Here is a 21,265-nt window from a genome sequence, read left to right on the forward strand (position 1 = left end):
AGTTAAATACAAGGAAAAGAAGCAGTAATGGAGGAAGTAGGAATGGCAACAATCAAAGATGTCGCTAAGTTGGCAGGTGTAGCGGTTTCCACCGCTTCATATGCATTAAATAACAGTACAAGGATCAGTGCAGCAACTAAACAAAGGGTGGAGGAAGCGGCCAGGACACTAAATTATAAAAAGAATGGTATAGCTTCTGACTTGAAACGGACGAAGACCAATACGATCGCTTTGATTTTAAGTGACCTATCTGGCCCATACTACTCAGAATTAATTAAAGGTGTTCAAGATGTAACAATGGCCAATGGTTATGATTTAATCGCTTGTAGTTCAATAGGAGGCCCACAGTCAACAGCTGTTAAATTTTTACGGGAAAAACGCGTAGATGGAGCAATTATTTTGGCTCATAACATCAGTGACCAAATTACAATAGAATCTGCCCAAGAGGATTTTCCGCTAATTGTTCTGGATAGAGATATTTCAAATAAATATGTGTATCATGTAGAAGTTGATAATGAGCATGGTGGTTATTTAGCGACAGAATATTTAATTGAGAAGGGTCTTCGTAATATTGCATATATTGGGGGACCGCAAGATTCTAATGATAATAAGAAACGTTTAAAGGGATACATGGAAGCATTAAAAAATCACAACTTAACTGCCTATTCCAATCTGAATTCGATCGGTAATTTTACGAGAGAAGGAGGATATAAAGCAACCAAATTATTGATTGCTCGTGGTGAGTTGCCCGAGGGGATTTTTTATGGTAATGATGAGATGGCAATAGGTGGTTTGCAGGCATTTAGAGACCACCAAATCAAGGTGCCAGAAGAAATTTCTGTCATCGGTTTTGATGATATTCAACTATCTGAATATGTTTCACCACCATTGACAACAATCAAGCAACCAAAATATGAAGCTGGAGCACTTGCTGTAGACCTTATTTTTCAATTGATAGAGGGAAAACAGATCAATCAAAAGTATACATTATCCACGGAATTGGTCGTTCGAGAATCAGTTAGAAAATAGTTATCCATCTATTAGCCAAGAAAAGAGGGGGAGCTTTTTGCAAAAGGAAAAAGTATTTACGAAACAAGAAAAAACTATTCGTTATTTGTTATATTTGCCTGATTCGTTAGAAAAGCAGCCAGAATATACATTTCCATTAATTCTTTTTCTCCATGGGGCTGGAGAGAGAGGTGACAATTTAGAAACTGTTAAATATCACGGAATTCCGTCTTTTCTAGATAAGGACAGTTCCTTTCCGTTTATCGTAGTGTCACCACAATGTTCGGCTGATTCTTATTGGACTGAAGATTTAGACGTGCTAATGTCACTAGTGACAACCATTGTTACTTCTTACCATGTTGATACAAAGCGAATTTATTTAACAGGAATGAGTATGGGGGGAGTCGGTGCATGGAATTTAGCGTTACAATACCCTGATTACTTTGCGGCATTGGTTCCAGTTTGTGGAGCTGTGACATTACCGCAGCATAGAAGAGAGGAATTTACAGAGATAGTCACAGAAGAAATGCTCCCGGAGAAATTACAGGTATTACGACATATGCCGGTTTGGGCGTTCCATGGTGATCAAGATGATATCATACCAATGAATGAATCGGTAATGATAACCAATTATTTGAAAAACATTCACTCTAATGTCCATTTAACGATTTATTCTGGAGTTGGACATGATTCATGGGTAAATGCTTATCAACATCGAGAGTTGTATAAGTGGTTGCTCCAACAGAAATTAACATAGTTAATATAAAGAATCGAAGAGTATTTACAAATTTTTTACTAGGAGGATTCTTCATGCGAGTATTATTGTTAGATTTAGATTCCACAAGACCAGATCATTTAGGGTGTTATGGATATCACCGAAATACAACACCAAATATCGATCGAATTGCAGAAGAAGGAGTCCGTTTTACTAATTATTACACCACAGATGCTCCTTGTGCTCCTTCCAGAAACGCATTTATGACTGGAAAATTTGGCATTCATACAGGGAATGTTGGACATGGTGGCACAGCTGGAGATATGCGAATTGAGGGACCAAACCGAGAATTTTTTGATCAATTAAAAACAGATAGTTTTCCAAATATATTTCGTCAAGAAGGCATGAAAACTGCTTTAATTAGCCCTTTTGCTGAAAGACACTCCTCCTGGCAATTCTATGCTGGCTTTAATGAAATGTATAATACAGGGAAAACAGGAGACGAATCCGCTGAGGAAGTGACGCCGACAGTATTGGATTGGCTAGACCGTAATGGACAAGAGGATGATTGGTTTTTATATGTGAATTACTGGGATCCACATACACCATATCGAGCACCGGAAAGCTATGGAGAACCATTTAAGAATGATCCTTTACCGAAATGGATTACAGATGACGTACTACAAGAACATTTGAAAAGTGTTGGACCACACTCTGCAAGAGAAATCAATATGTATGATAACAATAGCCTGCCACAATTTCCGCGTCACCCTGGTGAAATAACAGATCGTGAGAGTTTAAGAAAAGTGATCGATGGTTATGATACAGGCCTTCGATTCATGGATGAAAACATCGGTATGATTTTCAAAGAAATGGAAAAGCAAGGAATTATGGAAGATACAATTATTATTGTCACAGCAGATCATGGTGAAAATTTAGGGGAATTAGGTATTTATGCTGAACATGGAACAGCTGACCAAATGACATGCCGAATCCCAATGATTGTACGTTGGCCAGGGATGCAGAAAGGGTATGTCGATCATGATTTGCATTACCATTTAGATTTTGCTCCAACTGTTGCAGAATTATTGAACCAACAGCCTAAATCATCTTGGGATGGCCAAAGTTATGCTTCTGTTTTATTAAAAGGAGAAAGTTGTGGCAGAGACTATTTAGTGGTTTCACAAAACGCCCACGTATGTCAACGAAGTGTAAGGTTTGATGATTGGTTGTATATTCGAACTTATCATGATGGTTTTCATTTATTTAAGAAAGAAATGTTATTCCATCTTAAAGAAGACCCATATGAGCAATATAATTTGGCTGAGCAATATCGTGATACTTGTATGGAAGCAGTGTATTATTTGAATGAATGGCATGATGAAATGATGATGTCAATGGATTATGATGTAGATCCACTGTGGACAGTAATGAAAGAAGGCGGACCATATCATGCGCAAATACACAGCCTAAAAGGATATTTAAAACATTTGAGAAATACAGGAAGAGAAGAAGGGGCAAGGGCATTAGAAAATCTCTATGTAAAAGAACTTAACTAAAATTAAAAGGTCAGATCAGACAAGCCAAATGAACCTTACCGAATTCAATGTATTACTTGTGAGTCTATGAGTATATTGACAAATCGTTTATAATCTTGTCAATATACTCAGATTATCAGAATATCAGAGAAAAGTCACAGATCTCTTGGTCTAACAATACTTGCTCCTTGTTTAAAAAACGTCAGGGGAAGTTTATGCAATAAAAAGGGAAAATTTCTCTTGTACAAGTCAAGCATGCGTGTCTTTTATTTTAAAATGTGTAAGATTCACCATCATCAGGGACCAACAGATAAGATCTCTGTAGCAAGCTTCTTAATTCTTCTCTCGATAAGGTCCAGTGGTTGACAGCTTCCATATGAACAGCTATAATCTTTGCCTCAAGAGCAGCCCTGTGCACTTTATAAACATCCACTTTCCTCATTACGAGGGATCCACCTTCCAAGAATGGATTATTCCCAGTATTGCTTACTATAATTTCTGGTTTCTATTTGTCGATCACTTCTTGAACCGCATCATCCAAATGAAGATGTGTGACGATAGCTGCATCTATATTTTCCTGAATCTTATTCATAGATATTGGTAAGTTTTCTAAAATGACTCTTTTCTTTTAAAATTGCTTGTAACACTGTATATTCTAAACTATGAGCTGTAGAACGCTACATAGATAAAATAAAGTATTTTTTACTTTATTAATGAAAGGAATGAAGGTTATGTTAGATCATACAGATAGACATATTTTAGATGAACTTTCCAAGAACAGCCGCCTAACCATGAAAGAATTAGGGGAGAAGGTACATCTGACTGGACCTGCAGTTGCAGCAAGAGTTGCCAAGTTAGAGGATAAAGGAATTATTGAAGGCTATACCATTCACATTAATCAAGTGAAAATGGGCTATCCTGTTCACACAATCATTCATATCTATACCAAGAGCACGAAACACCAGCCATATTTATCCTTCATAAAAAAGCAGAACCAGTATGTTTTACATAATTACAAGGTAAGTGGAGAGAGTTGTTACATTCTCGAATGTAGGTTTCCATCGAATGAAGAATTAGATGAATTTTTGACAGATATCAGTAATTACGTGGGCTATAAACTTTCGATCGTTATTAATAAATAGCTATGTAGAAAACTTAGATTATCAAACAATCTTATTTATCGGAATCAAGCTCTTCCATTACTTTGTTGGAGCTTTTTCTTGGATCAAATGATTTTGATACACCTATTGTATAATGAAGGTTTTTTTGATAATCCACGGAGAATACGCATGAATACAAAATATCCAATAGGAAACAGATCGAATCATTTAAAGTAAAGCTACCTATCTTGGAATACAATCGTTCGCGTGTCGTAAGTCTGAATATACAGTCCGCATATTTAGTTAAAGTGTTATCACCAATACTAGTTAAGGCAATAATAGATGAATGACGTTTCTTTAGCATCGGTAAAAGGCTGGTAGTGCCCGCCGTCTCTCCAGTGTAAGAGATGACAATAGCACAGGTTTCAAAAGTGCAACTCGCAGCTTCATAGTCTGGATCAACCATGGCAAGATCTACTTTTCTACCAATTCGGTTCATTTTTGCTTTGAAATCATGACAGAGGATTAAATTATTTTGGATCGCAAATATTTTTATACTGGTCGCATTTTTTAATAGCTTTGTTGCTTTATGTAGTTCTTCATTATTAATAAGAGATAAAGTATCGTTAATGGTCATTTGATTCAAATGTGCCATTTTATTTGCTATGGTCATCAGATGATCATCTTCATTAAAAGGATAGTTGGCATCAATGTTATGAAAGTGACTGTTGAGATAGTCAATTTCTTCAAGGAAAGCCTCTCTTAAATCGATCCAACCATTAAAACCAAGCTTTTTTCCTATCCGAATGAATGTGGAGGGATGAGTATAGGTTTCCTTAGAGATTTGTTTTACGGTTTTATTTTTAATATTTTCTCTTTCTTTAAACATATAATCAATGATGATTTCTTCGGAAGGGGAGAAAGCTTCCTCCTTCATTTTTTCTGTTAATAACATTTCTATCACCCACTAAACTATAGCATATAAATGGATATCACTTCTATAAAGACACTCTTTGTAAATAGCATTTACAAAAAAGTAAGATTATTATCATGAATTTGAGAATATCAGTTGATTATCACGATAACTTATTGTATCGCTTTCTTCTTTTTCTATAATAGAGTTAAGAGGGAGGAATGAAAATGACAAAAGGTGTAAAAATTGTAACCATTGGTGGGGGCAGCAGTTATACTCCAGAATTAATGGAAGGTTTTATTAGAAGGTATGATGAACTGCCAATAAGAGAGATATGGCTTGTTGATATAGAAGCAGGGAAAGAAAAGCTTGAAATAGTAGGCGAGATGGCACAAAGGATGTGGGACGCATCTCCTTATGATGTGAAGGTTCGTTTAACCATAGATCGACGTGAGGCGTTGAAGGATGCAGATTTTGTCACCACTCAATTCAGAGTAGGACAACTGAATGCTCGTGTTAAGGATGAGAGGATTCCTCTATCTTATGGGATGATAGGTCAAGAAACGAATGGTGCAGGTGGCATCTTTAAAGCATTAAGAACTATTCCTGTTATTCTAAGCATTGTCGAAGATATGAAGGAATTATGTCCAGATGCTTGGTTAGTTAATTTTGCTAATCCAAGTGGTATGGTAACAGATGCTATTATTCGTTATGGAAAATGGGAAAAGGTAATAGGTTTATGCAATGTACCTGTTATGGCGATGATGGAGGAACCAAAATTAATTGGCAAAACTACAGACGAACTAGTGTATTCATTCGCTGGGATTAATCATTTTCATTGGCATCGAGTCCAAGATTTAGAAGGAAATGATGTAACTTCTCAAATAATTGATAAGCTGTATGAGGAAGAAAACGGAACTCCAGCAAATATCTTTGACGTTGCTTACTTTAAAGAACAATTAAAACAAATGAATTTAATCCCATGTGGTTATCACCGTTACTATTACCGCTATGATGAGATGTTAAATCACATGTTAGAAGAATACAATGATCCGAATATAGGAACAAGGGCTCAACAAGTCAAACAAACAGAAGCAGAGTTATTCGAATTGTATAAAGATCCTAATCTACATGATAAACCGGAGCAGTTGACGAAACGTGGAGGGGCATATTATTCAGATGCTGCTTGTGAAACCATTGCATCTATTTATGCAAATAAAAATACACAAATCGTCGTGTCTACGAAAAATAATGGAGCTGTGCCTGATCTTGCCCCAGATGATGTAGTGGAAGTATCTGCTTATATTGGTGCTGCAGGTGCACGACCAATCGCCTTTGGATCCTTTGAACCGGCAGAAAAGGGCTGGTTGCAGCTGATGAAAAGCATGGAACTTTGTGTAGAAAAGGCAGCAGTGACAGGTGATTATGGCGTATTATTGCAAGCATTTATCATCAATCCTCTAATACCTAGTGGAGAAACGGCAAAACGTGTGTTAGATGAATTATTGCTTGCTCATAAAGAGTATTTACCACAATTTGCTGAGAAAATAGAGGAATTAGAGACTGCAGAAGTAATCATTAAAGACGAAATTGCGAGAAATTTAAATTAATAAAAGAAAGGAGCTTCTCATAAGTAAAAAACTATTGAGAAGCTTCTTATCCATTAAGAAACGTCTTTTTTGATCACACTAAAACCATATCCTATTATGCCCCCAACAATTGCTGGAGCTACCCACCCTAGACCTTGATTATATAGAGGGAGAATTGTTTGAAATAAATCATTCACTGCCACAATTTTCAAGCCTGCAGCATTTAATCCATCGAACAATGAAACAATAAAGGTAAATAATATACTAGCTTGATATATTTCTTTTTTTCCTTTAAAGACAGGATGGAGAAAGGTTAAGATCATCAAACACATTGCCATTGGATAAAGCATCGATAAAACTGGAACAGAGAACTCAATAATGGTCGTAAGTCCAAAGTTAGAAATGACGGCACCGAGTATTGTAAAAATAATTGCCCAGATTGAATAGGGAATTTTAGGTATGATTTGATGAAAATAGGATGCACAAGACGTTACTAGACCAATACTTGTTGTTAAACAGGCTGCAACGACAATTACTCCGAGTATGATTTTTCCATACGAACCAAAGTAAAAAGCAGAGGCAGCAGCTAATATTGAACCACCATTCTCCATATAGCCGATTTCTTCGACACTAATCGCGCCAAGGTATGCAAGTGATGAGTAGACAATACCTAGAAGAAGTGCTGCAATTAGTGCAGCTTTCGATGTCGAGATGATTAGCTGCTTTTTCGTGCTATAACCGATGTCCTTCATCGCATTAATAATAATAATTCCAAAAACAAAGGCAGCCAACAAATCCATCGTTAAATAGCCTTCTTGAAAGCCTGTGAAAAAACTGTTCGAGATATAAGCATCTGTCGGTGGTTGGATTTCTCCAATTGGATTTAGAAAGGAAACTATAATTAATAAGGCAATTACCACTAATAGGAGTGGAGTTAACACTTTTCCGATTATATCGATTAGTTTCTTCGATTGTAAGGAAAAATATAGTGTGAAGCCAAAGAATACGATCGTAAAAATAAGTAAGGCAACATTACTTGTCTGGTTACCGAAAAAAGGCGCAATGCCCATTTCATATGCAACGGTATTGGTTCTCGGTAGAGCAAAAAAGGGACCAATAGTTAAATATAAAGTGACAGTGAAAATAAGACCGTATATTGGGTGTACCCGACTTGCTAATGACTGTAAGCTCTCTTTTCCTGAAATAGCAAGTGCTAGGACGGTGAGCACCGGCAATCCGACACCTGTAAATAGAAAGCCTAGGTTTGCTAGAAATAGGTTTTCTCCAGCAGCTTGTCCTAATAATGGTGGGAAAATTAAATTACCCGCACCAAAAAATAATGCGAAAAGCATAAATCCTATCGTGATAATACTTGTTGTGTTTCGTGATGACATAATAACCTCCGCAACAATTAATGTTTCATTTATATGAAATGTTAAGCTTTTATTTTTATTTTCAAAATATTTAAATAGTAGCATGTAATTATTCGAAAAGCAATGATATTTATTGATAATTTGAAAATTAGTCATTTGTTCCACTTACAATACTTAGATAGATAAATTTGGATTTATTGTAATATACCCCAAAATCTCCTTCTTTCCTATTTAAATTGGTTGCATTAATTGCTGGTCTTTCGGATTATATTTAGTAAATATACAAATTGTCATTAATAAAAAGTAAAATTATTAAATAGTTTGTAAAAATAAATAATCTTTACTAGTTATTTACGAAGACTTTACACTCAGCATTTATAATGAACAACAGATTTTTATTATCTACAAACAGAGTTGGCGAATGATAAGGAATACAGAGATTACTTGTGATTAGTAAAGAATAAATCAACAATGCAAGCAGATGTCCAGGTTAGTGAGAAGGACAAGATCACATTATCGACATGTGTAGTCTGTTAGGTCCTGAACAGGGTAGGCTCGTGATTCATGATAAGATAAAGAGCGAGGATGTGCTACACGACTAAGTGACCTCCTTATTTCCAATTAATTTGTCATTCTATAATCGATGTCTTATACTGGTAGGGAATAAAAAAATAAGTAGATTCGACTAGGGGAGCATGTAGGTGCTGAGAGATTTGATCGACCCTTTGAACCTGATCTAGTTAACACTAGCGTAGGGAAGTGGAATTGGCAGTTTGTGCATAGACGAATCATTGGCTATGTATGTTCAACCCATCTCCTTACATTGGTGATGGGTTTTTTGGTTTGTCACGAGATGTTACCGCCTAGTCGGAAATAAAGAGGAGGAAATAAATTGAATCAATTATTTACGGATCATCTTTGGAAAAAGGTGGAACCAATTTGGAGCTCTTACTTAGAGCATCCTTTTGTGAAAGGCCTTGGAAACGGTACTTTAGAGCAGGATAAGTTTAAGCATTGGTTAAAGCAGGATTATGTCTATTTAATGGATTATTCGAGACTATTCGCATTAGGGAGTGCGAAGGCAGAAGACTTAGAAACGATGACTATATTTGCCAAGCTACTACACGGTGTGCTTGATCTTGAAATGGATTTACACAGAAAATATGCGGCTGATTTTGGTATAACCAGAGAGGATCTCGAGTCTACAGAACCTTCCGCTATTACTACTGCCTACACTAGCTATATGCTAAATGTATCTCAGCGTGGAGGGATAGAGAATGTCGTCGCATCGGTACTTGCGTGTGAATGGAGTTATAATTTTATCGGTAAATCACTAGCAACATGGCCAGGAGCATTAGATGAAAATTTTTATAGTAGCTGGGTGAAGATGTATCAATCTCCCGAATTTACAGAGCTTGCAGACAATTGCAAACATTTAATGAACAAAATGGCAAAAGGAAAATCAGAAGAGGATTTAACTAGACTAGAAGAGATTGTCATTCGAACAAGTCAGTTTGAATATATGTTCTGGGATATGGTAGAAAAACGAGAAGATTGGCCAGTAAGCCTAAATTAGGAGGAATAGCTTATGATTGATTTAGTCGATGAACACGCGCAGGAGTTAAAAGAAATATTAGCAAAATTGATTAGCTTTCCTACTGTTAGCCCACCAGCTAGAAATACAGAAGGAATTCAGTCCTATATCGCCAATTTTCTAGAAAAGAAAGGATTTGATACAACGAGGTGGGATGTCTTTCCACAGGATCCTAATATGGTTGCAGTGAAAAAAGGTGAGGAAAGTAGTTCATACAATAGCTTGATTATAAATGGTCATGTGGATGTTGCTGAGGTTGGGGATAAAGCAGATTGGACAGTGCCGATATTTGAATTGACAGAAAAGGCTGGCTTCGTCTATGGTCGTGGTGTTTCCGACATGAAGGGAGCAATTGCTGCTACTTTGTTCGCAATGAAACTATTAAATGAGCAAGGTATCTCATTAAAAGGAGACTTGCAGATTCAAACGGTGATCGGTGAAGAGGCAGGAGAAGCAGGGACATTATCCTGTCTGGAAAAAGGTTATACTGCCGATTTTGCACTAGTTGTCGATGGAAGTGATCGAAAAATCCATGGTCAAGGAGGTGTAATCACTGGATGGATTACTGTAAAAAGCAAGGAAGTTTTTCATGACGGAATGCGTGCAACTATCTTACAAACATCCGAGGGTGCAAGTGCAATAGAAAAAATGATGAAAATTATTGCGAGCTTACAAGATTTGGAGCAAGAGTGGGCAGAAACCAAACAATATCCAGGCTTTAGAAAAGGAACAACTACAATTAATCCTGCGGTCATAGAAGGGGGCAGACATGCGGCATTTGTAGCAGATCAATGTAGTCTATGGGTGACTGTACATTTTTATCCGAATGAGAGCTATCAATCGGTGGTGGCGGAAATTGAAAATCACCTGAGAAATTCAATAAAAGACGATCTGTGGTTCCAAGAAAACCCGCTCCTCTTTCGTTGGGGAGGGAAATCTATGCTAGAGGAAAGAGGAGAAGTTTTTCCTTCTGCCGAAATTAGTAAGGATCATCCTGCAATCCAAATGCTCCAACAATCCCATCAAAAAGTGGAACAATCAAAGGCGATGATAGGTATGTCGGAAACCGTTACAGATGCAGGGTGGTTTCATGAAGGTGGTATCCCCACCGCCATTTATGGACCAGGGAAATTAAAGGAAGCCCATTCTGTTGATGAAAAAATAGAATGGGACGAGTTATTACGCTTTGCCAAAACATTAATGATCTTCATTACAGACTGGTGTAACAAGAGAAAAGAAGGATAAAATCTGGATATCATCGTGTTATAATTGAACCGGATTGCCAAGATATAAAAAGATATATCTTGGCGATCCCAGAATGTCGAGACAACATGGTCAAGATAAAAAGATATATCTTGGCGATCTCGCAATGTCGAGACAATATGGCCAAGATAAAAAAATGCACCTTAGCAACTCCATCATTAGAAATCATAGCTGCACTTTATATAATCGGATAATAAGACTGATAGATCGGATTACAATAAAATGGGGGTCTCGGCCCAATCATGGGAGCTTCGAATGGTTTTGAGTTGTGAGCATATAAGATTTTTTCTTTATGATATGCCTCTGTTAACAGTAAATATTTCACCTCAGGGTTATAATAGTATTGCATGTTTTGCACCTCCTTCTTCTACATTATGCTCGTATAGTAAAAAATGGGCACATATCCATTCTAAATTCATAAAGTATCTATATAACATGTTGATAGGAAGGTGCTTTCGCATGAATGAAGAGAGATCAGATCCACAACATTATCCTATACCTCCTAATTACGGGAAAATAACCAAGTATGAGGAAATAGCGTTGACAGTGCCTGAACAAAGGCAATACCGCCAGCCTGGGGTAGAAAAATTAATGGTGCCAGAACCAGTTGTCGAAAATCCACATTATAAAGGAAGTGAGAAGTTACAAGGGAAAGTAGCACTTATAACAGGTGGAGATAGTGGAATTGGAGCAGCAATCGCTATTGCTTTCGCAAAGGAAGGAGCAAATGTTGCAATTTCCTATTTAGATGAACACGAGGATGCTGGTAGAACAAAAAGAAGAATTGAAGAACTAGGTAGAAGTTGTCTCCTCTTACCGGGAGATTTAAGAGAAAAGCAACAATGTATGACCATTGTAGAAAAAACGGTAGAAGTATTTGGTCAGCTGGATATTCTATGTAATCATGTAGGGATCCAGTTTCAACAATTAAATTTAGAAGATATCTCTGACGAACAATTCGACGAGACCTTTAAAGTGAATGTTTACTCTCATTTTTATACAACCCGTGCTGCATTACCATATTTACATGCTGGTAGTTCGATCATTAATACCGCCTCAGTAGTGGCATTTGATGGAAATGAGCAACTGATGGATTATACAGCAACAAAGGGAGCAAATGTAGGATTCACACGTGCATTGGCGAAGAATTTAATCAAGAAGGGAATTAGAGTGAATGCTGTTGCACCTGGGAGGTTTTGGACTCCTTTGATTCCTGCTAGCTTTTCTCCTGATCAAGTGCCGCTTGCAGGTAACCCAATGGATCGCCAAGGGCAGCCCTTTGAAATTGCTCCAACCTATGTGTATCTTGCTTCTGATGATTCTAGGTTTGTCACAGGACAAACACTTCATGTAAATGGTGGTCAAATCTTTGTCTGATCAAATGGCCAAAGCCCTTGCTAGAAAAAGTTTTAGCTTTTCTTCCCTTATTAAATAAGGGCTAATCATCCATTGTCACATAATCAATTTGGAAACCTAAGTCTTCAATCATTTGATGGTCGCTTAAACCTTCTTGTCCTTTTGTTGTTAAATAATCACCGATAAAAATGGAATTAGCAGGATAAAGTCCAAGTGGTTGAAGACTTCTCAAATTTATTTCTCTCCCTCCTGATATACGAATTTCTTTACTAGGATTTATGAACCGAAATAGGCAGAGAACCTTTAAACAATAAGTCGGATTCAATTCGTTCGTCCCCTCTAATAATGTTCCATCTATTGCATGTAAAAAATTAATAGGTATAGAATCAGCATCAAGTGCCTTTAATGCTCTTGCCATATCGATAACATCTTGTTTTGTTTCTCTCATCCCGACAATGACACCAGAGCATGGCGAGATCCCGACATTTTTCACTTTAGTTACTGTTGCTACACGGTCATGGTAGCTGTGACTTGTCGTGATGCTAGAATGATGGTTTTCAGACGTATTAATATTGTGATTGTATCGGTCAACCCCAGCATCCTTTAGCTTTCGAGCTTGTTCTGGCTTTAACAATCCAAGGCAAGCACAAATACGAATATCATATTGTTGTTTGATGTCTTTAACAGCAGCAGTTACGATATTCAGCTCTTTTTCTGAAGGGCCTCTACCACTTGCTACGATACAGTAGGTTCCAGATTGAAGCTCATGAGCATTTTTCGCCCCTTGGACGATTGTTTCTTTATCCATCATTCTGTATTTTTTTATCGGTGCTGTTGAATCTCTTGATTGAGAACAATAGCCACAATTTTCTGGACATAATCCAGATTTCGTGTTGATGATCATATTGAGCTTAACCCTATTGCCGAAGTAATGCTCGCGAATGTGGTAAGCGCTATGTAATAAAGAGAGCAACTCCTTATTTGGGCATTCTAAAATATGGAATGCCTCTAAATCGGTAATATCTGCTCCATGAAGAACTTTTTCCGCTATTGATTGCCAGTTTGTCATCTTCTCTCCCCCGTTATCTTTATTCGTAAACTCCTATTTTTCCCTTTACTTTTCCTTAACAGCTTAAGCAATAAATTTTCTATTGTCAACCTATAAAATTTATAAGTTAACATATTGACGTGGTTTAAACCAATACAAACGTGGTATAGAGTTTAATATCTCGCAATTTTCATCATTACCACAGGAGGAAGAAGGTTATGGAAAACAAAACTTTACAAAAAAATAGAAAATTAATCGATTATGGGATCTTTCTCCCAGCCTTACTAATCATTCTAATCATTTGCATCCCTTTTTCTTTATATGAGTCTGAATCACTTGCTTTACTAAATAGTATTTTTGATAAGATTGTAGAAGTTTTCAGCTGGGGCTATATATGGTATGCCTTGATTTTATTGGCTGCAGGACTTTATTTATCGTTTTCGAAATATGGAAAAGTAGTATTAGGAGACCCGAAAGAAAAGCCTTCATTTACCATGTTTGAATATGCTTCGATATTAATTGCAATGGGCATCGGTTCTACAATTATGCGTACAGGGATGGTGCAGTGGACACAAGTAGCCATTGATCCACCCTTTGGGGTGCAGCCAGAATCTTCCGAGGCGGTATTGTGGGGAAATACATATAGTATGTTTATTTGGAGTTTTCAAGTTTTTGCGATCTTCGTGATGGCCGCTCCAGCAATGGCGTATATCCTCCATGTGAAAAAAAGACCTTTCATGCGTATTTCTGAGGCTTGTCGTTGTATTTTGGGAGATAGATTCACCGACGGGATTGGTGGAAAGGTGATCGATGTTCTATTCCTAATAAGTATTCTTTCAGGAGCTGCCGTTACACTAGGGCTTGGAACACCAATTATTACATCCAACCTATCCAATTTATTAAATATTGAAGTTACCTTTGGGATGACGATGATTGTAACCATTATATGGGTGGTTTTATTTTCCGTAAGTGCCTATTTAGGAATTGAAAAAGGCATTAAGCGTTTGAGTACCTTCAATATTTATTTAGCAGGTGGGTTAGCCATTTTTATTTTGACAGCAGGACCAGGGATTTTTATTTTAGACTTTTTTACAGACACGGTTGGTCATTTAGTGAACCATTACTTTTCCCTATCCTTTTATACGAATTCAACCGATTTAAACTCCACTACTCATATACAGAGTCATATGATCTTTTGGTTTGCCTATAGTGCAACATGGGCAATGCTTCACAGTGTCTTTGCTGCTAAAATTTCGAAAGGGCGAACGGTAAAGGAAATGATTCTAACTTATTTGTTAGCCCCGACGATGATATCCTGGGTGGCAACAGGAGTCCTAGGTGGATTAGGGGTACACCGTTTTCTAACAGGGGAGGTAAATATTCTTCAATTAGTGGAAAGCAACCAACCTGTTAACGCCATACCCAATATACTAATGACATTACCGTGGTCAGAGGTAATCATGATTCTATTCATTGTGGTTTCGATGATTTTCTTAACCACAACTTTAGATTCCACTACTTATACTATTGCGGCATATACTAGTAGACAAAATATGAGCAAGTATGAACCATCAAGGAATTTAAGAATAATAGTTGCTGCTATTATTACAACACTTGCCCTCATTCTGATGCAGATTGGAGGATTAGCTCCACTTGAGGTCATTTCAGGATTAATGGGCTTACCTATCATTGTGATTCAGTTTCTCACCATTTATGCCGCAAAGAAAATGATGGATCAAGATAAAGCGTGGATTTATAATATAAGAGGATAAGTAGGATTATGTAACTATTATTACCATTATGGCTGACAGAGACATCCCATCTGTCAGCCTTTTTATCTGAAAAGATACTGTAATCGTTTTAGAGACTTCCTACCTATAGAGGAAAAACAATAGGTTCAGTTTTGAAAGCGTAACACTTACAATAATGATAGATTCAAAATAAAACATTAACCATTGGAGGAATTATAAATGAAAAATATTTTACTAGCATGTTCATCAGGTATGTCTACAAGCTTACTAGTCTCTAAGATGGAGGAAGCTGCAGCTGCACAAAATCTTGAAGTGAAGATTTGGGCTGTAGGTCAAGATAAAGCGATTGCTGATATGGAAAAAGCGGATGTGCTTTTAATCGGCCCACAAATGCGTTTTATGAAAAAAAAGTTTGAAACAGCAGCGAAGGATTTTAATGTACCAGTAGATGTCATTGATCCAGTCGCTTATGGAAGAGTAGATGGGAAAGCAGTTTTAGCTAAAGCACTTGAGCTTATTGGTTAAATAAGTTTATTAAATAAGGGGGCAAAACAAGTGAATAAATTTATGGATTTTTTAGAGAGAGTGCTATTACCTATTGCGGATAAATTAAATAATAACCGTTATTTATCTGCATTGCGTGATGGCTTTATGGTTGCATTGCCATTGATCATATTTGGTTCCATTTTTGTTGTTATCGCTAATTTCCCGTTTTTAGATAAGTTTTTAAGTGAGGATGCCTATGCAGCTTACCAGAATGCTCTTGGACCAGCATCTGCTGCAACCCTTAGCATCATGGGTATATTCGTTATCATAGGTATAGGGTATAAACTAACCGAGCATTATGGAGTCGATGCCATCTATGGAGGGGTAGTTGCGCTTGCTGCATTTCTTATCTTAACCCCTCAAGTATTAGAAGGTGTTTCCGGTGTTATCCCAACATCAAGTATTGGCGCTGAAGGGATGTTCTTAGGAATCTTTACTGCCTTTATTTCAGCAGAATTATATCGTTTTTTCGTACAAAAGAATTTAACAATCAAAATGCCAGCAGGTGTACCAGGAGCAGTATCCAGATCATTTAGTGCACTAATTCCGATTACATTAACGTTATCCGTATTTTTAGTGATTCGTATTATTTTCAGCTATACACCATTTGATACCGTACAAAACTTTATTTATACCGTAATCCAACAGCCACTAACGGTGTTAGGAAGTGGACTTCCTGCAACACTTATTGCAGTTCTACTCATCCAAATCTTCTGGTTCTTTGGATTACATGGACAAATTATTATTAATTCCGTATTTGATCCAATTTGGTATGCGTTAAATGATGAAAACTTACAAGCATTTCAAGCTGGAACAGAGCTTCCGAATATTGTAACAAAGCAATTTATTGATACCTTCCTTGTTGGAATGGGTGGATCAGGTATGACCTTAGCTGTTGTTATCTTAATCTTTATGATTGGGAAAAGTAGACAGCTAAAAGAATTAGGTAAATTAGGTGGACCAGCAGGTATCTTTAACGTGAATGAGCCTATTATCTTTGGATTACCGATTATTATGAATCCAATTATCATAATACCGTGGTTAATAGCGCCAGTAGTCGTAACGATCATTACCTATTATGCAATGTCCATTGGGCTAGTTCCACCACCAGCTGGTATTATCGTACCGTGGACAACACCACCAATCTTGAGTGGATTCTTAGCTACCGGTAATGCATGGCAAGGAGCAGTGCTTCAAATGTTCAACATTATTGTAGTTGGTATTATTTGGTGGCCATTCTTGAAAGTATTAGACAAAAATTATTACGAAAATGAAGCAAAAGGTGAATAGAGTGTGACTCTATCAAGGGGGGTAACCTTCTGTGATAAGTATACTTTGGAAAGAGATTTACCATTCGTTTGTCGCCAAATAGCTAGATTTATTGGAAATTGGAAGTGGACGTCAAACGGACAGTCAGCGCAGTATAAATGAAAACCCCCAGGCCTTTCCCTGGGGAAACATTTTATTCTTATCAAATTGTTAGTAGAGGTGAAGAGCATGGACTCAGTTACGGAAATCGCATTTCAAATTATTTTGTATGCAGGAAATGGTAGATCAAGTGCAATGGAAGCAATCCAGTATGCAAAAGAAAATAATTTTGATGAAGCAGATCGTCTAATTAAAGAAGCAACAGAAGAGTTAGGAAAAGCCCATGGCTTTCAAACAAAGCTATTGCAAGAAGAGGCTAATGGAGAAGGATCTAGTGTGAATGTTATACTTGTTCATTCACAAGATCATCTTATGACAGCAATGACCGTTAGAGATCTTGCTGTAGAAATCATTGAGATATACCGTAACAAATAAGAGGGGGTAAAAGGATGACAATCAATTACAAATTTCCAGAAGGCTTTTGGTGGGGAAGTGCAACTTCTGCTACACAAATTGAAGGAGCAGCTGAAGAAGGAGCTAAAGGAAAAAATATATGGGACTACTGGTATGAAGTAGAACCAAATCGTTTTTTTGAAGATGTTGGACCAAAAGAAACATCCGACTTTTACCATCGTTATCAAGAGGATATTCAGTTAATGAAAGAGATTGGTCATAATACGTACAGAATGTCCATTTCATGGTCTCGTCTTATTCCTGGCGGTCGAGGAGAAGTAAACCCTGAAGCAGTCGCTTTTTACAATAAGGTGATCGATGAATTACTTGCCAAGGATATTGAACCATTTGTCAACTTATTTCACTTTGATATGCCACTAGAGCTACAAGAAGAAGGTGGCTGGGAAAGTAGAGCGGTAGTTGATGCTTTTGTTGACTATGCGAAGGAAGCATTTCGTTTATTTGGAGATCGCGTAAAAAAATGGTTTACCTTTAATGAGCCGATTGTGCCAGTAGAAGGTGGATATTTATACGATTTCCATTATCCGAATGTAGTTGATGCTAAAAGAGCAACACAGGTTGCCTATCATACTGCCATTGCAAGTGCAAAGGCAGTGGAGGCATTCCGAGAATTTGAGATAAAAGAAGGAAAAATAGGTATTGTCTTAAACTTAACGCCATCTTATCCTAGAAGCAATAACCCTGCAGATCTAAGAGCTTCTCGTATTGCGGATCTATTCTTTAATCGTAGTTTTCTTGATCCTGCTGTTTTAGGTGAGTACCCACAAGAGCTAATTAATATTTTGGAAGAGCATGGGCAATTACCTGTTACCGAAAAAGGTGACAAAGAGCTACTAAAGCAGAATACAGTTGATTTATTAGGTGTAAACTATTACCAACCACGACGTGTAAAAGCGAAAGAACATTTGCCAAATCCATATAGTCCTTTCATGCCAGAATGGTTCTTCGATCATTACGAAATGCCGGGACGTAAGATGAATGTATACCGTGGCTGGGAGATTTACGAAAAAGGTATTTATGATATTATGATGAATTTAAAAGAAAACTATGGTAATATAGAATCCTTTGTTTCGGAAAATGGAATGGGTGTGCAAGATGAGCATCGTTTCCTAAAAGATGGAGAGATTCAAGATGATTACCGAATTGAGTTTATTAGCGAACATTTGAAATGGTTGCATAAGGCAATAGAAGAAGGCTGTAATGCGAAAGGCTATCATATGTGGACATTCATGGATAACTGGTCATGGTCCAATGCCTATAAAAACCGCTATGGTTTCGTATCCGTAGATGTAAAAACGAAAGAGCGTACATTGAAGAAAAGTGCTCATTGGTTTAAGCAAGTATCCAATCAAAATGGTTTTTAATAAGTTATGCTATGTGAAGGGGCTGGTTTTTACCAGTTCCTTTGCGTACACTTATTGATGATGATGAAGGGAGGGAGACATATTGTTGAACTCACGATTAAAAACGATCTTACGTGAATTAATGGCGGGAGAAGGACCGATATCCGGCACCTATTTAGCTAACATGAATCAAGTGACATCAAGGACAACGAGAGAAGATATTAAGAAACTAAGTGAGCTATTAAATGAAAATGGTGCAACAATTGAAACGATAATGGGTAAGGGCTATCAATTAATGATTCAGGATGATAACCAATATCGGGAATTTTTGAAAACAATGTTTGCAGAGGAGTCTAATTCTGAGAAGCTGCCGAGGTCACCAGAAGAACGAATAGCTTATATTATAAGAAGATTGTTATTAAGTGAGGATTACCTTAAATTAGAGGACATAGCTGATGAAATTTATATAAGTAAGTCAACCATTCAAAATGATATTAAAGAAGTAAGGAAAATTTTATTAAAATATGATATTACATTAGAATCACGTCCAAATTATGGCTTGAAGGTAACAGGAGATGAATTGAAGCTTCGTTTTTGCATGTCTGAATATATTTTCGATCGTAATGAACCAGTTACTGAGGTTTATTTAGATAGTGTCTCACAAAAGGATTCGGACAAGGTCGCAGAGATTATTTTAAAGGAAATTAAATCCCATCACATTACGTTATCCGATATTGCAATGAATAATTTAGTAATCCATATTTTAATTGCTTATAAACGAATTAAGACAGGTAATCATGTAACCTTGTACAAACAGGATATGCAAGAGATTATCGAACAAGCAGAATATAATGTGGCAAAAGAAATTGTCCAAAAAGTGGAAGAGACATTTGATGTTACTTTTCCAGAAGTGGAAGTTGCCTATATAGCGATTCATTTACTTGGAACGAAGTTACTAACACAATCAAGTGATGTGGTAGAACAAGTAATGGATCAATCGATTATAGATTTAGTGAAAAAAGCATTGGATAGAGTGGAAGAAAAGCTTCAATTGGGTATTAGTGAGGACAAGGAATTGATTATGGCATTACGCCTCCATCTTAAGCCTGCGATTAACCGATTTAAGTTTGGAATGAACATCCGAAACCCAATGCTTGAGGATATTAAAAATAATTATCCGCTTGCTTTTGAAGCAGGAATTATTGCAAGTATGGCAATAGAGGAAGAAAGCTCGACGAAAATCGACGAAAATGAGGTAGGATACTTAGCTCTTCACATTGGGGCTGCAATTGAACGAAGAAAGCTAGTGTCTGGACCGAAGCGTTGTATTATTGTTTGTGCTTCCGGATTAGGAACATCCCAGTTGATTTATTATAAGTTAAAGTCCCACTTTGGTCAGTACCTGGATATTGTAGGTTCAACGGAATACTATCAGCTTCACCAATATAACCTGCAAGAAATAGATTTTATTGTAAGTTCTATCCCAATACCTAAAAAGCTGCCAATACCCGTGATTGAGGTGAATGCAATCCTTTCAAACCAGGATTTAGGTAAAGTAGAAACACTCGTCCTAGAAGAAAAGCATGAAATGACACGCTTTCTCGGAAAGGATTTCACTTTTCTAAGAAAACAGCTTCATACAAAGGAACAGGTATTAGAGTATGTTGCAGAGAAATTGGGCGATATTGGTTTAATCGATGATGATTTCCTAGAAGCCATTTATGAAAGAGAGGACGTAGCACCAACAGCGTTCGGTAACCTTGTGGCAATCCCCCATCCGATTACACCGAAGACAAATGAAACCTTTTTATCAATTTGTACATTGGATAAACCTATTATGTGGGCCGAAAAGCCAGTTCAATTTATCTGTTTCCTCTGTGTAAAGAAAAACAGCCAAGAGGATTTACAAGCAATGTATAAGGTTTTAGGAAAAGTAATTGAAAGCAGAAGGCTTGTGCAGCAGTTAATTAAGGCATCAGAGTTCGAGGATGTAGTTAAAGTATTTCATGATATTGATTAAATGGCATTCCAGTAACGGAAAAAGGGAATGTCTTTTTTGTTTGAATTAGAAGCTATCACATTCGCTAAAAGAATAGCGGATGTGCGTTTTTTTAATTTGTAAATTTTTCGTCCCTTATAGAATGCGTTATAATGTGAGGAAATGGTTCTAAAATGTCTGAATAAGGGGTGCTGAGGATGGGCTTAAAATCAAAACTTTTTAAGGCGTTACGAATATATAATAATGTACAAGCTGTCCGAAAGGGAAGAGTACATCATCGAACAAGC

General features: G+C 37.0%; 18 protein-coding genes, 1 pseudogene and 1 riboswitch. Of the genes and pseudogenes, 14 read left to right on the forward strand and 5 right to left on the reverse strand.

All coding sequences use genetic code 11. The features are described 5' to 3' along the window. Positions 1-42 precede the first annotated feature (42 nt). From DLJ74_RS19515 to DLJ74_RS19525, 3 genes are read left to right on the forward strand one after another with little or no spacing between them, the layout of a single operon-like run. On the forward strand, positions 43-1,029 hold the full coding sequence (locus DLJ74_RS19515) for a LacI family DNA-binding transcriptional regulator (RefSeq protein ID WP_109985742.1): 987 nt from the start codon (positions 43-45) through the stop codon (positions 1,027-1,029). A gap of 37 nt (positions 1,030-1,066) precedes the next feature. Next, on the forward strand, positions 1,067-1,765 hold the full coding sequence (locus tag DLJ74_RS19520; RefSeq protein ID WP_054861162.1) for a carboxylesterase family protein: 699 nt from the start codon (positions 1,067-1,069) through the stop codon (positions 1,763-1,765). A 53-nt stretch (positions 1,766-1,818) separates the two neighbouring features. Beyond that, positions 1,819-3,282 (forward strand): sulfatase family protein, encoded by a 1,464-nt coding sequence (locus DLJ74_RS19525; RefSeq protein ID WP_054788179.1) that lies wholly within the window; start codon positions 1,819-1,821, stop codon positions 3,280-3,282. A 250-nt stretch (positions 3,283-3,532) separates the two neighbouring features. On the opposite strand, the pseudogene DLJ74_RS20840 reads toward DLJ74_RS19525, so the two are convergent. Beyond that, positions 3,533-3,796, reverse strand: a pseudogene (locus DLJ74_RS20840) (MBL fold metallo-hydrolase); the annotation flags it as partial. A 196-nt stretch (positions 3,797-3,992) separates the two neighbouring features. On the opposite strand from DLJ74_RS20840, the gene DLJ74_RS19535 reads away from it, so the two are divergent. Then, positions 3,993-4,403, forward strand: coding sequence for an Lrp/AsnC family transcriptional regulator (locus DLJ74_RS19535; protein ID WP_109985743.1), 411 nt, complete (start codon positions 3,993-3,995; stop codon positions 4,401-4,403). A gap of 31 nt (positions 4,404-4,434) precedes the next feature. Here DLJ74_RS19535 and DLJ74_RS19540 read toward each other — a convergent pair whose 3' ends face one another. After that, positions 4,435-5,316, reverse strand: a complete 882-nt coding sequence (locus DLJ74_RS19540; RefSeq protein ID WP_109985744.1) for a MurR/RpiR family transcriptional regulator — start codon at positions 5,314-5,316, stop codon at positions 4,435-4,437. Between the two features lie 185 nt (positions 5,317-5,501). Between DLJ74_RS19540 and DLJ74_RS19545 the strand changes: the two genes are divergently transcribed. Next, positions 5,502-6,884 (forward strand): 6-phospho-beta-glucosidase, encoded by a 1,383-nt coding sequence (locus DLJ74_RS19545; RefSeq protein WP_109985745.1) that lies wholly within the window; start codon positions 5,502-5,504, stop codon positions 6,882-6,884. A 53-nt stretch (positions 6,885-6,937) separates the two neighbouring features. Here the strand turns inward: DLJ74_RS19545 and brnQ are convergent, their stop codons facing one another. Beyond that, a complete protein-coding gene (brnQ, locus tag DLJ74_RS19550) occupies positions 6,938-8,257 on the reverse strand; it encodes a branched-chain amino acid transport system II carrier protein (RefSeq protein ID WP_109985855.1) in 1,320 nt (439 codons plus the stop codon). Between the two features lie 656 nt (positions 8,258-8,913). Further along, positions 8,914-9,011: riboswitch (TPP riboswitch) on the forward strand. A 117-nt stretch (positions 9,012-9,128) separates the two neighbouring features. Between brnQ and tenA the strand changes: the two genes are divergently transcribed. Together tenA and DLJ74_RS19560 are read left to right on the forward strand one after the other, a co-directional pair. Beyond that, positions 9,129-9,812 carry a thiaminase II gene (gene tenA, locus DLJ74_RS19555; RefSeq protein WP_109985746.1) on the forward strand — a complete coding sequence of 228 codons (684 nt, stop codon included), beginning with the start codon at positions 9,129-9,131 and terminating at the stop codon, positions 9,810-9,812. Positions 9,813-9,824: 12 nt separating this feature from the next. After that, entirely contained in the window at positions 9,825-11,075 is a 1,251-nt protein-coding gene (locus tag DLJ74_RS19560; protein ID WP_109985747.1) for an acetylornithine deacetylase, read from the forward strand. Positions 11,076-11,271: 196 nt separating this feature from the next. Here DLJ74_RS19560 and DLJ74_RS20590 read toward each other — a convergent pair whose 3' ends face one another. Further along, positions 11,272-11,442: a hypothetical protein gene (locus tag DLJ74_RS20590; protein WP_181397689.1), complete on the reverse strand. Its 171-nt coding sequence runs from the start codon at positions 11,440-11,442 to the stop codon at positions 11,272-11,274. Between the two features lie 110 nt (positions 11,443-11,552). Here DLJ74_RS20590 and DLJ74_RS19565 point away from each other — a divergent pair, with 110 nt between their 5' ends. Beyond that, the gene (locus DLJ74_RS19565; RefSeq protein WP_109985748.1) at positions 11,553-12,470 is read left to right on the forward strand and encodes an SDR family oxidoreductase; all 918 of its coding nucleotides are present in this window, start codon (positions 11,553-11,555) and stop codon (positions 12,468-12,470) included. Positions 12,471-12,531: 61 nt separating this feature from the next. On the opposite strand, the gene bioB is transcribed toward DLJ74_RS19565, so the two are convergent. Further along, entirely contained in the window at positions 12,532-13,518 is a 987-nt protein-coding gene (bioB, locus tag DLJ74_RS19570; protein WP_109985749.1) for a biotin synthase BioB, read from the reverse strand. Positions 13,519-13,715: 197 nt separating this feature from the next. Here bioB and DLJ74_RS19575 point away from each other — a divergent pair, with 197 nt between their 5' ends. The 6 genes from DLJ74_RS19575 to DLJ74_RS19600 all read left to right on the forward strand — a co-directional run bounded on the left by DLJ74_RS19575 (position 13,716) and on the right by DLJ74_RS19600 (position 20,999). Further along, the gene (locus tag DLJ74_RS19575) at positions 13,716-15,269 is read left to right on the forward strand and encodes a BCCT family transporter (RefSeq protein WP_109985750.1); all 1,554 of its coding nucleotides are present in this window, start codon (positions 13,716-13,718) and stop codon (positions 15,267-15,269) included. Between the two features lie 198 nt (positions 15,270-15,467). Then, positions 15,468-15,773 carry a PTS sugar transporter subunit IIB gene (locus DLJ74_RS19580; RefSeq protein WP_054861165.1) on the forward strand — a complete coding sequence of 102 codons (306 nt, stop codon included), beginning with the start codon at positions 15,468-15,470 and terminating at the stop codon, positions 15,771-15,773. Between the two features lie 30 nt (positions 15,774-15,803). Beyond that, a complete protein-coding gene (gene celB / locus DLJ74_RS19585; protein ID WP_054788182.1) occupies positions 15,804-17,084 on the forward strand; it encodes a PTS cellobiose transporter subunit IIC in 1,281 nt (426 codons plus the stop codon). 207 nt (positions 17,085-17,291) lie between these two features. After that, on the forward strand, positions 17,292-17,597 hold the full coding sequence (locus DLJ74_RS19590; RefSeq protein ID WP_054788183.1) for a PTS sugar transporter subunit IIA: 306 nt from the start codon (positions 17,292-17,294) through the stop codon (positions 17,595-17,597). Between the two features lie 14 nt (positions 17,598-17,611). Next, a complete protein-coding gene (locus tag DLJ74_RS19595; protein ID WP_109985751.1) occupies positions 17,612-19,000 on the forward strand; it encodes a glycoside hydrolase family 1 protein in 1,389 nt (462 codons plus the stop codon). Between the two features lie 82 nt (positions 19,001-19,082). Further along, positions 19,083-20,999: a BglG family transcription antiterminator gene (locus DLJ74_RS19600; protein WP_109985752.1), complete on the forward strand. Its 1,917-nt coding sequence runs from the start codon at positions 19,083-19,085 to the stop codon at positions 20,997-20,999. Positions 21,000-21,265 lie beyond the last annotated feature (266 nt).

Origin of the sequence: Gracilibacillus dipsosauri, assembly GCF_003176895.1 — a bacterium.
GTDB classification, from domain to species: domain Bacteria; phylum Bacillota; class Bacilli; order Bacillales; family Amphibacillaceae; genus Gracilibacillus; species Gracilibacillus dipsosauri.

Excerpts from the sequence above, each read along its gene's own strand:
- DLJ74_RS19565 (WP_109985748.1), top strand. The coding sequence starts at position 11,553 with ATGAATGAAGAGAGATCAGATCCACAACATTATCCTATACCTCCTAAT.
- DLJ74_RS19580 (WP_054861165.1), top strand. The coding sequence starts at position 15,468 with ATGAAAAATATTTTACTAGCATGTTCATCAGGTATGTCTACAAGCTTA.
- DLJ74_RS19560 (WP_109985747.1), top strand. The coding sequence starts at position 9,825 with ATGATTGATTTAGTCGATGAACACGCGCAGGAGTTAAAAGAAATATTA.
- DLJ74_RS19515 (WP_109985742.1), top strand. The coding sequence starts at position 43 with ATGGCAACAATCAAAGATGTCGCTAAGTTGGCAGGTGTAGCGGTTTCC.
- brnQ (WP_109985855.1), bottom strand. The coding sequence starts at position 8,257 with ATGTCATCACGAAACACAACAAGTATTATCACGATAGGATTTATGCTT.
- DLJ74_RS19590 (WP_054788183.1), top strand. The coding sequence starts at position 17,292 with ATGGACTCAGTTACGGAAATCGCATTTCAAATTATTTTGTATGCAGGA.
- DLJ74_RS19575 (WP_109985750.1), top strand. The coding sequence starts at position 13,716 with ATGGAAAACAAAACTTTACAAAAAAATAGAAAATTAATCGATTATGGG.
- bioB (WP_109985749.1), bottom strand. The coding sequence starts at position 13,518 with ATGACAAACTGGCAATCAATAGCGGAAAAAGTTCTTCATGGAGCAGAT.
- DLJ74_RS19525 (WP_054788179.1), top strand. The coding sequence starts at position 1,819 with ATGCGAGTATTATTGTTAGATTTAGATTCCACAAGACCAGATCATTTA.
- DLJ74_RS19540 (WP_109985744.1), bottom strand. The coding sequence starts at position 5,316 with ATGTTATTAACAGAAAAAATGAAGGAGGAAGCTTTCTCCCCTTCCGAA.
- DLJ74_RS19595 (WP_109985751.1), top strand. The coding sequence starts at position 17,612 with ATGACAATCAATTACAAATTTCCAGAAGGCTTTTGGTGGGGAAGTGCA.
- DLJ74_RS19545 (WP_109985745.1), top strand. The coding sequence starts at position 5,502 with ATGACAAAAGGTGTAAAAATTGTAACCATTGGTGGGGGCAGCAGTTAT.
- DLJ74_RS19535 (WP_109985743.1), top strand. The coding sequence starts at position 3,993 with ATGTTAGATCATACAGATAGACATATTTTAGATGAACTTTCCAAGAAC.
- DLJ74_RS20590 (WP_181397689.1), bottom strand. The coding sequence starts at position 11,442 with ATGCAATACTATTATAACCCTGAGGTGAAATATTTACTGTTAACAGAG.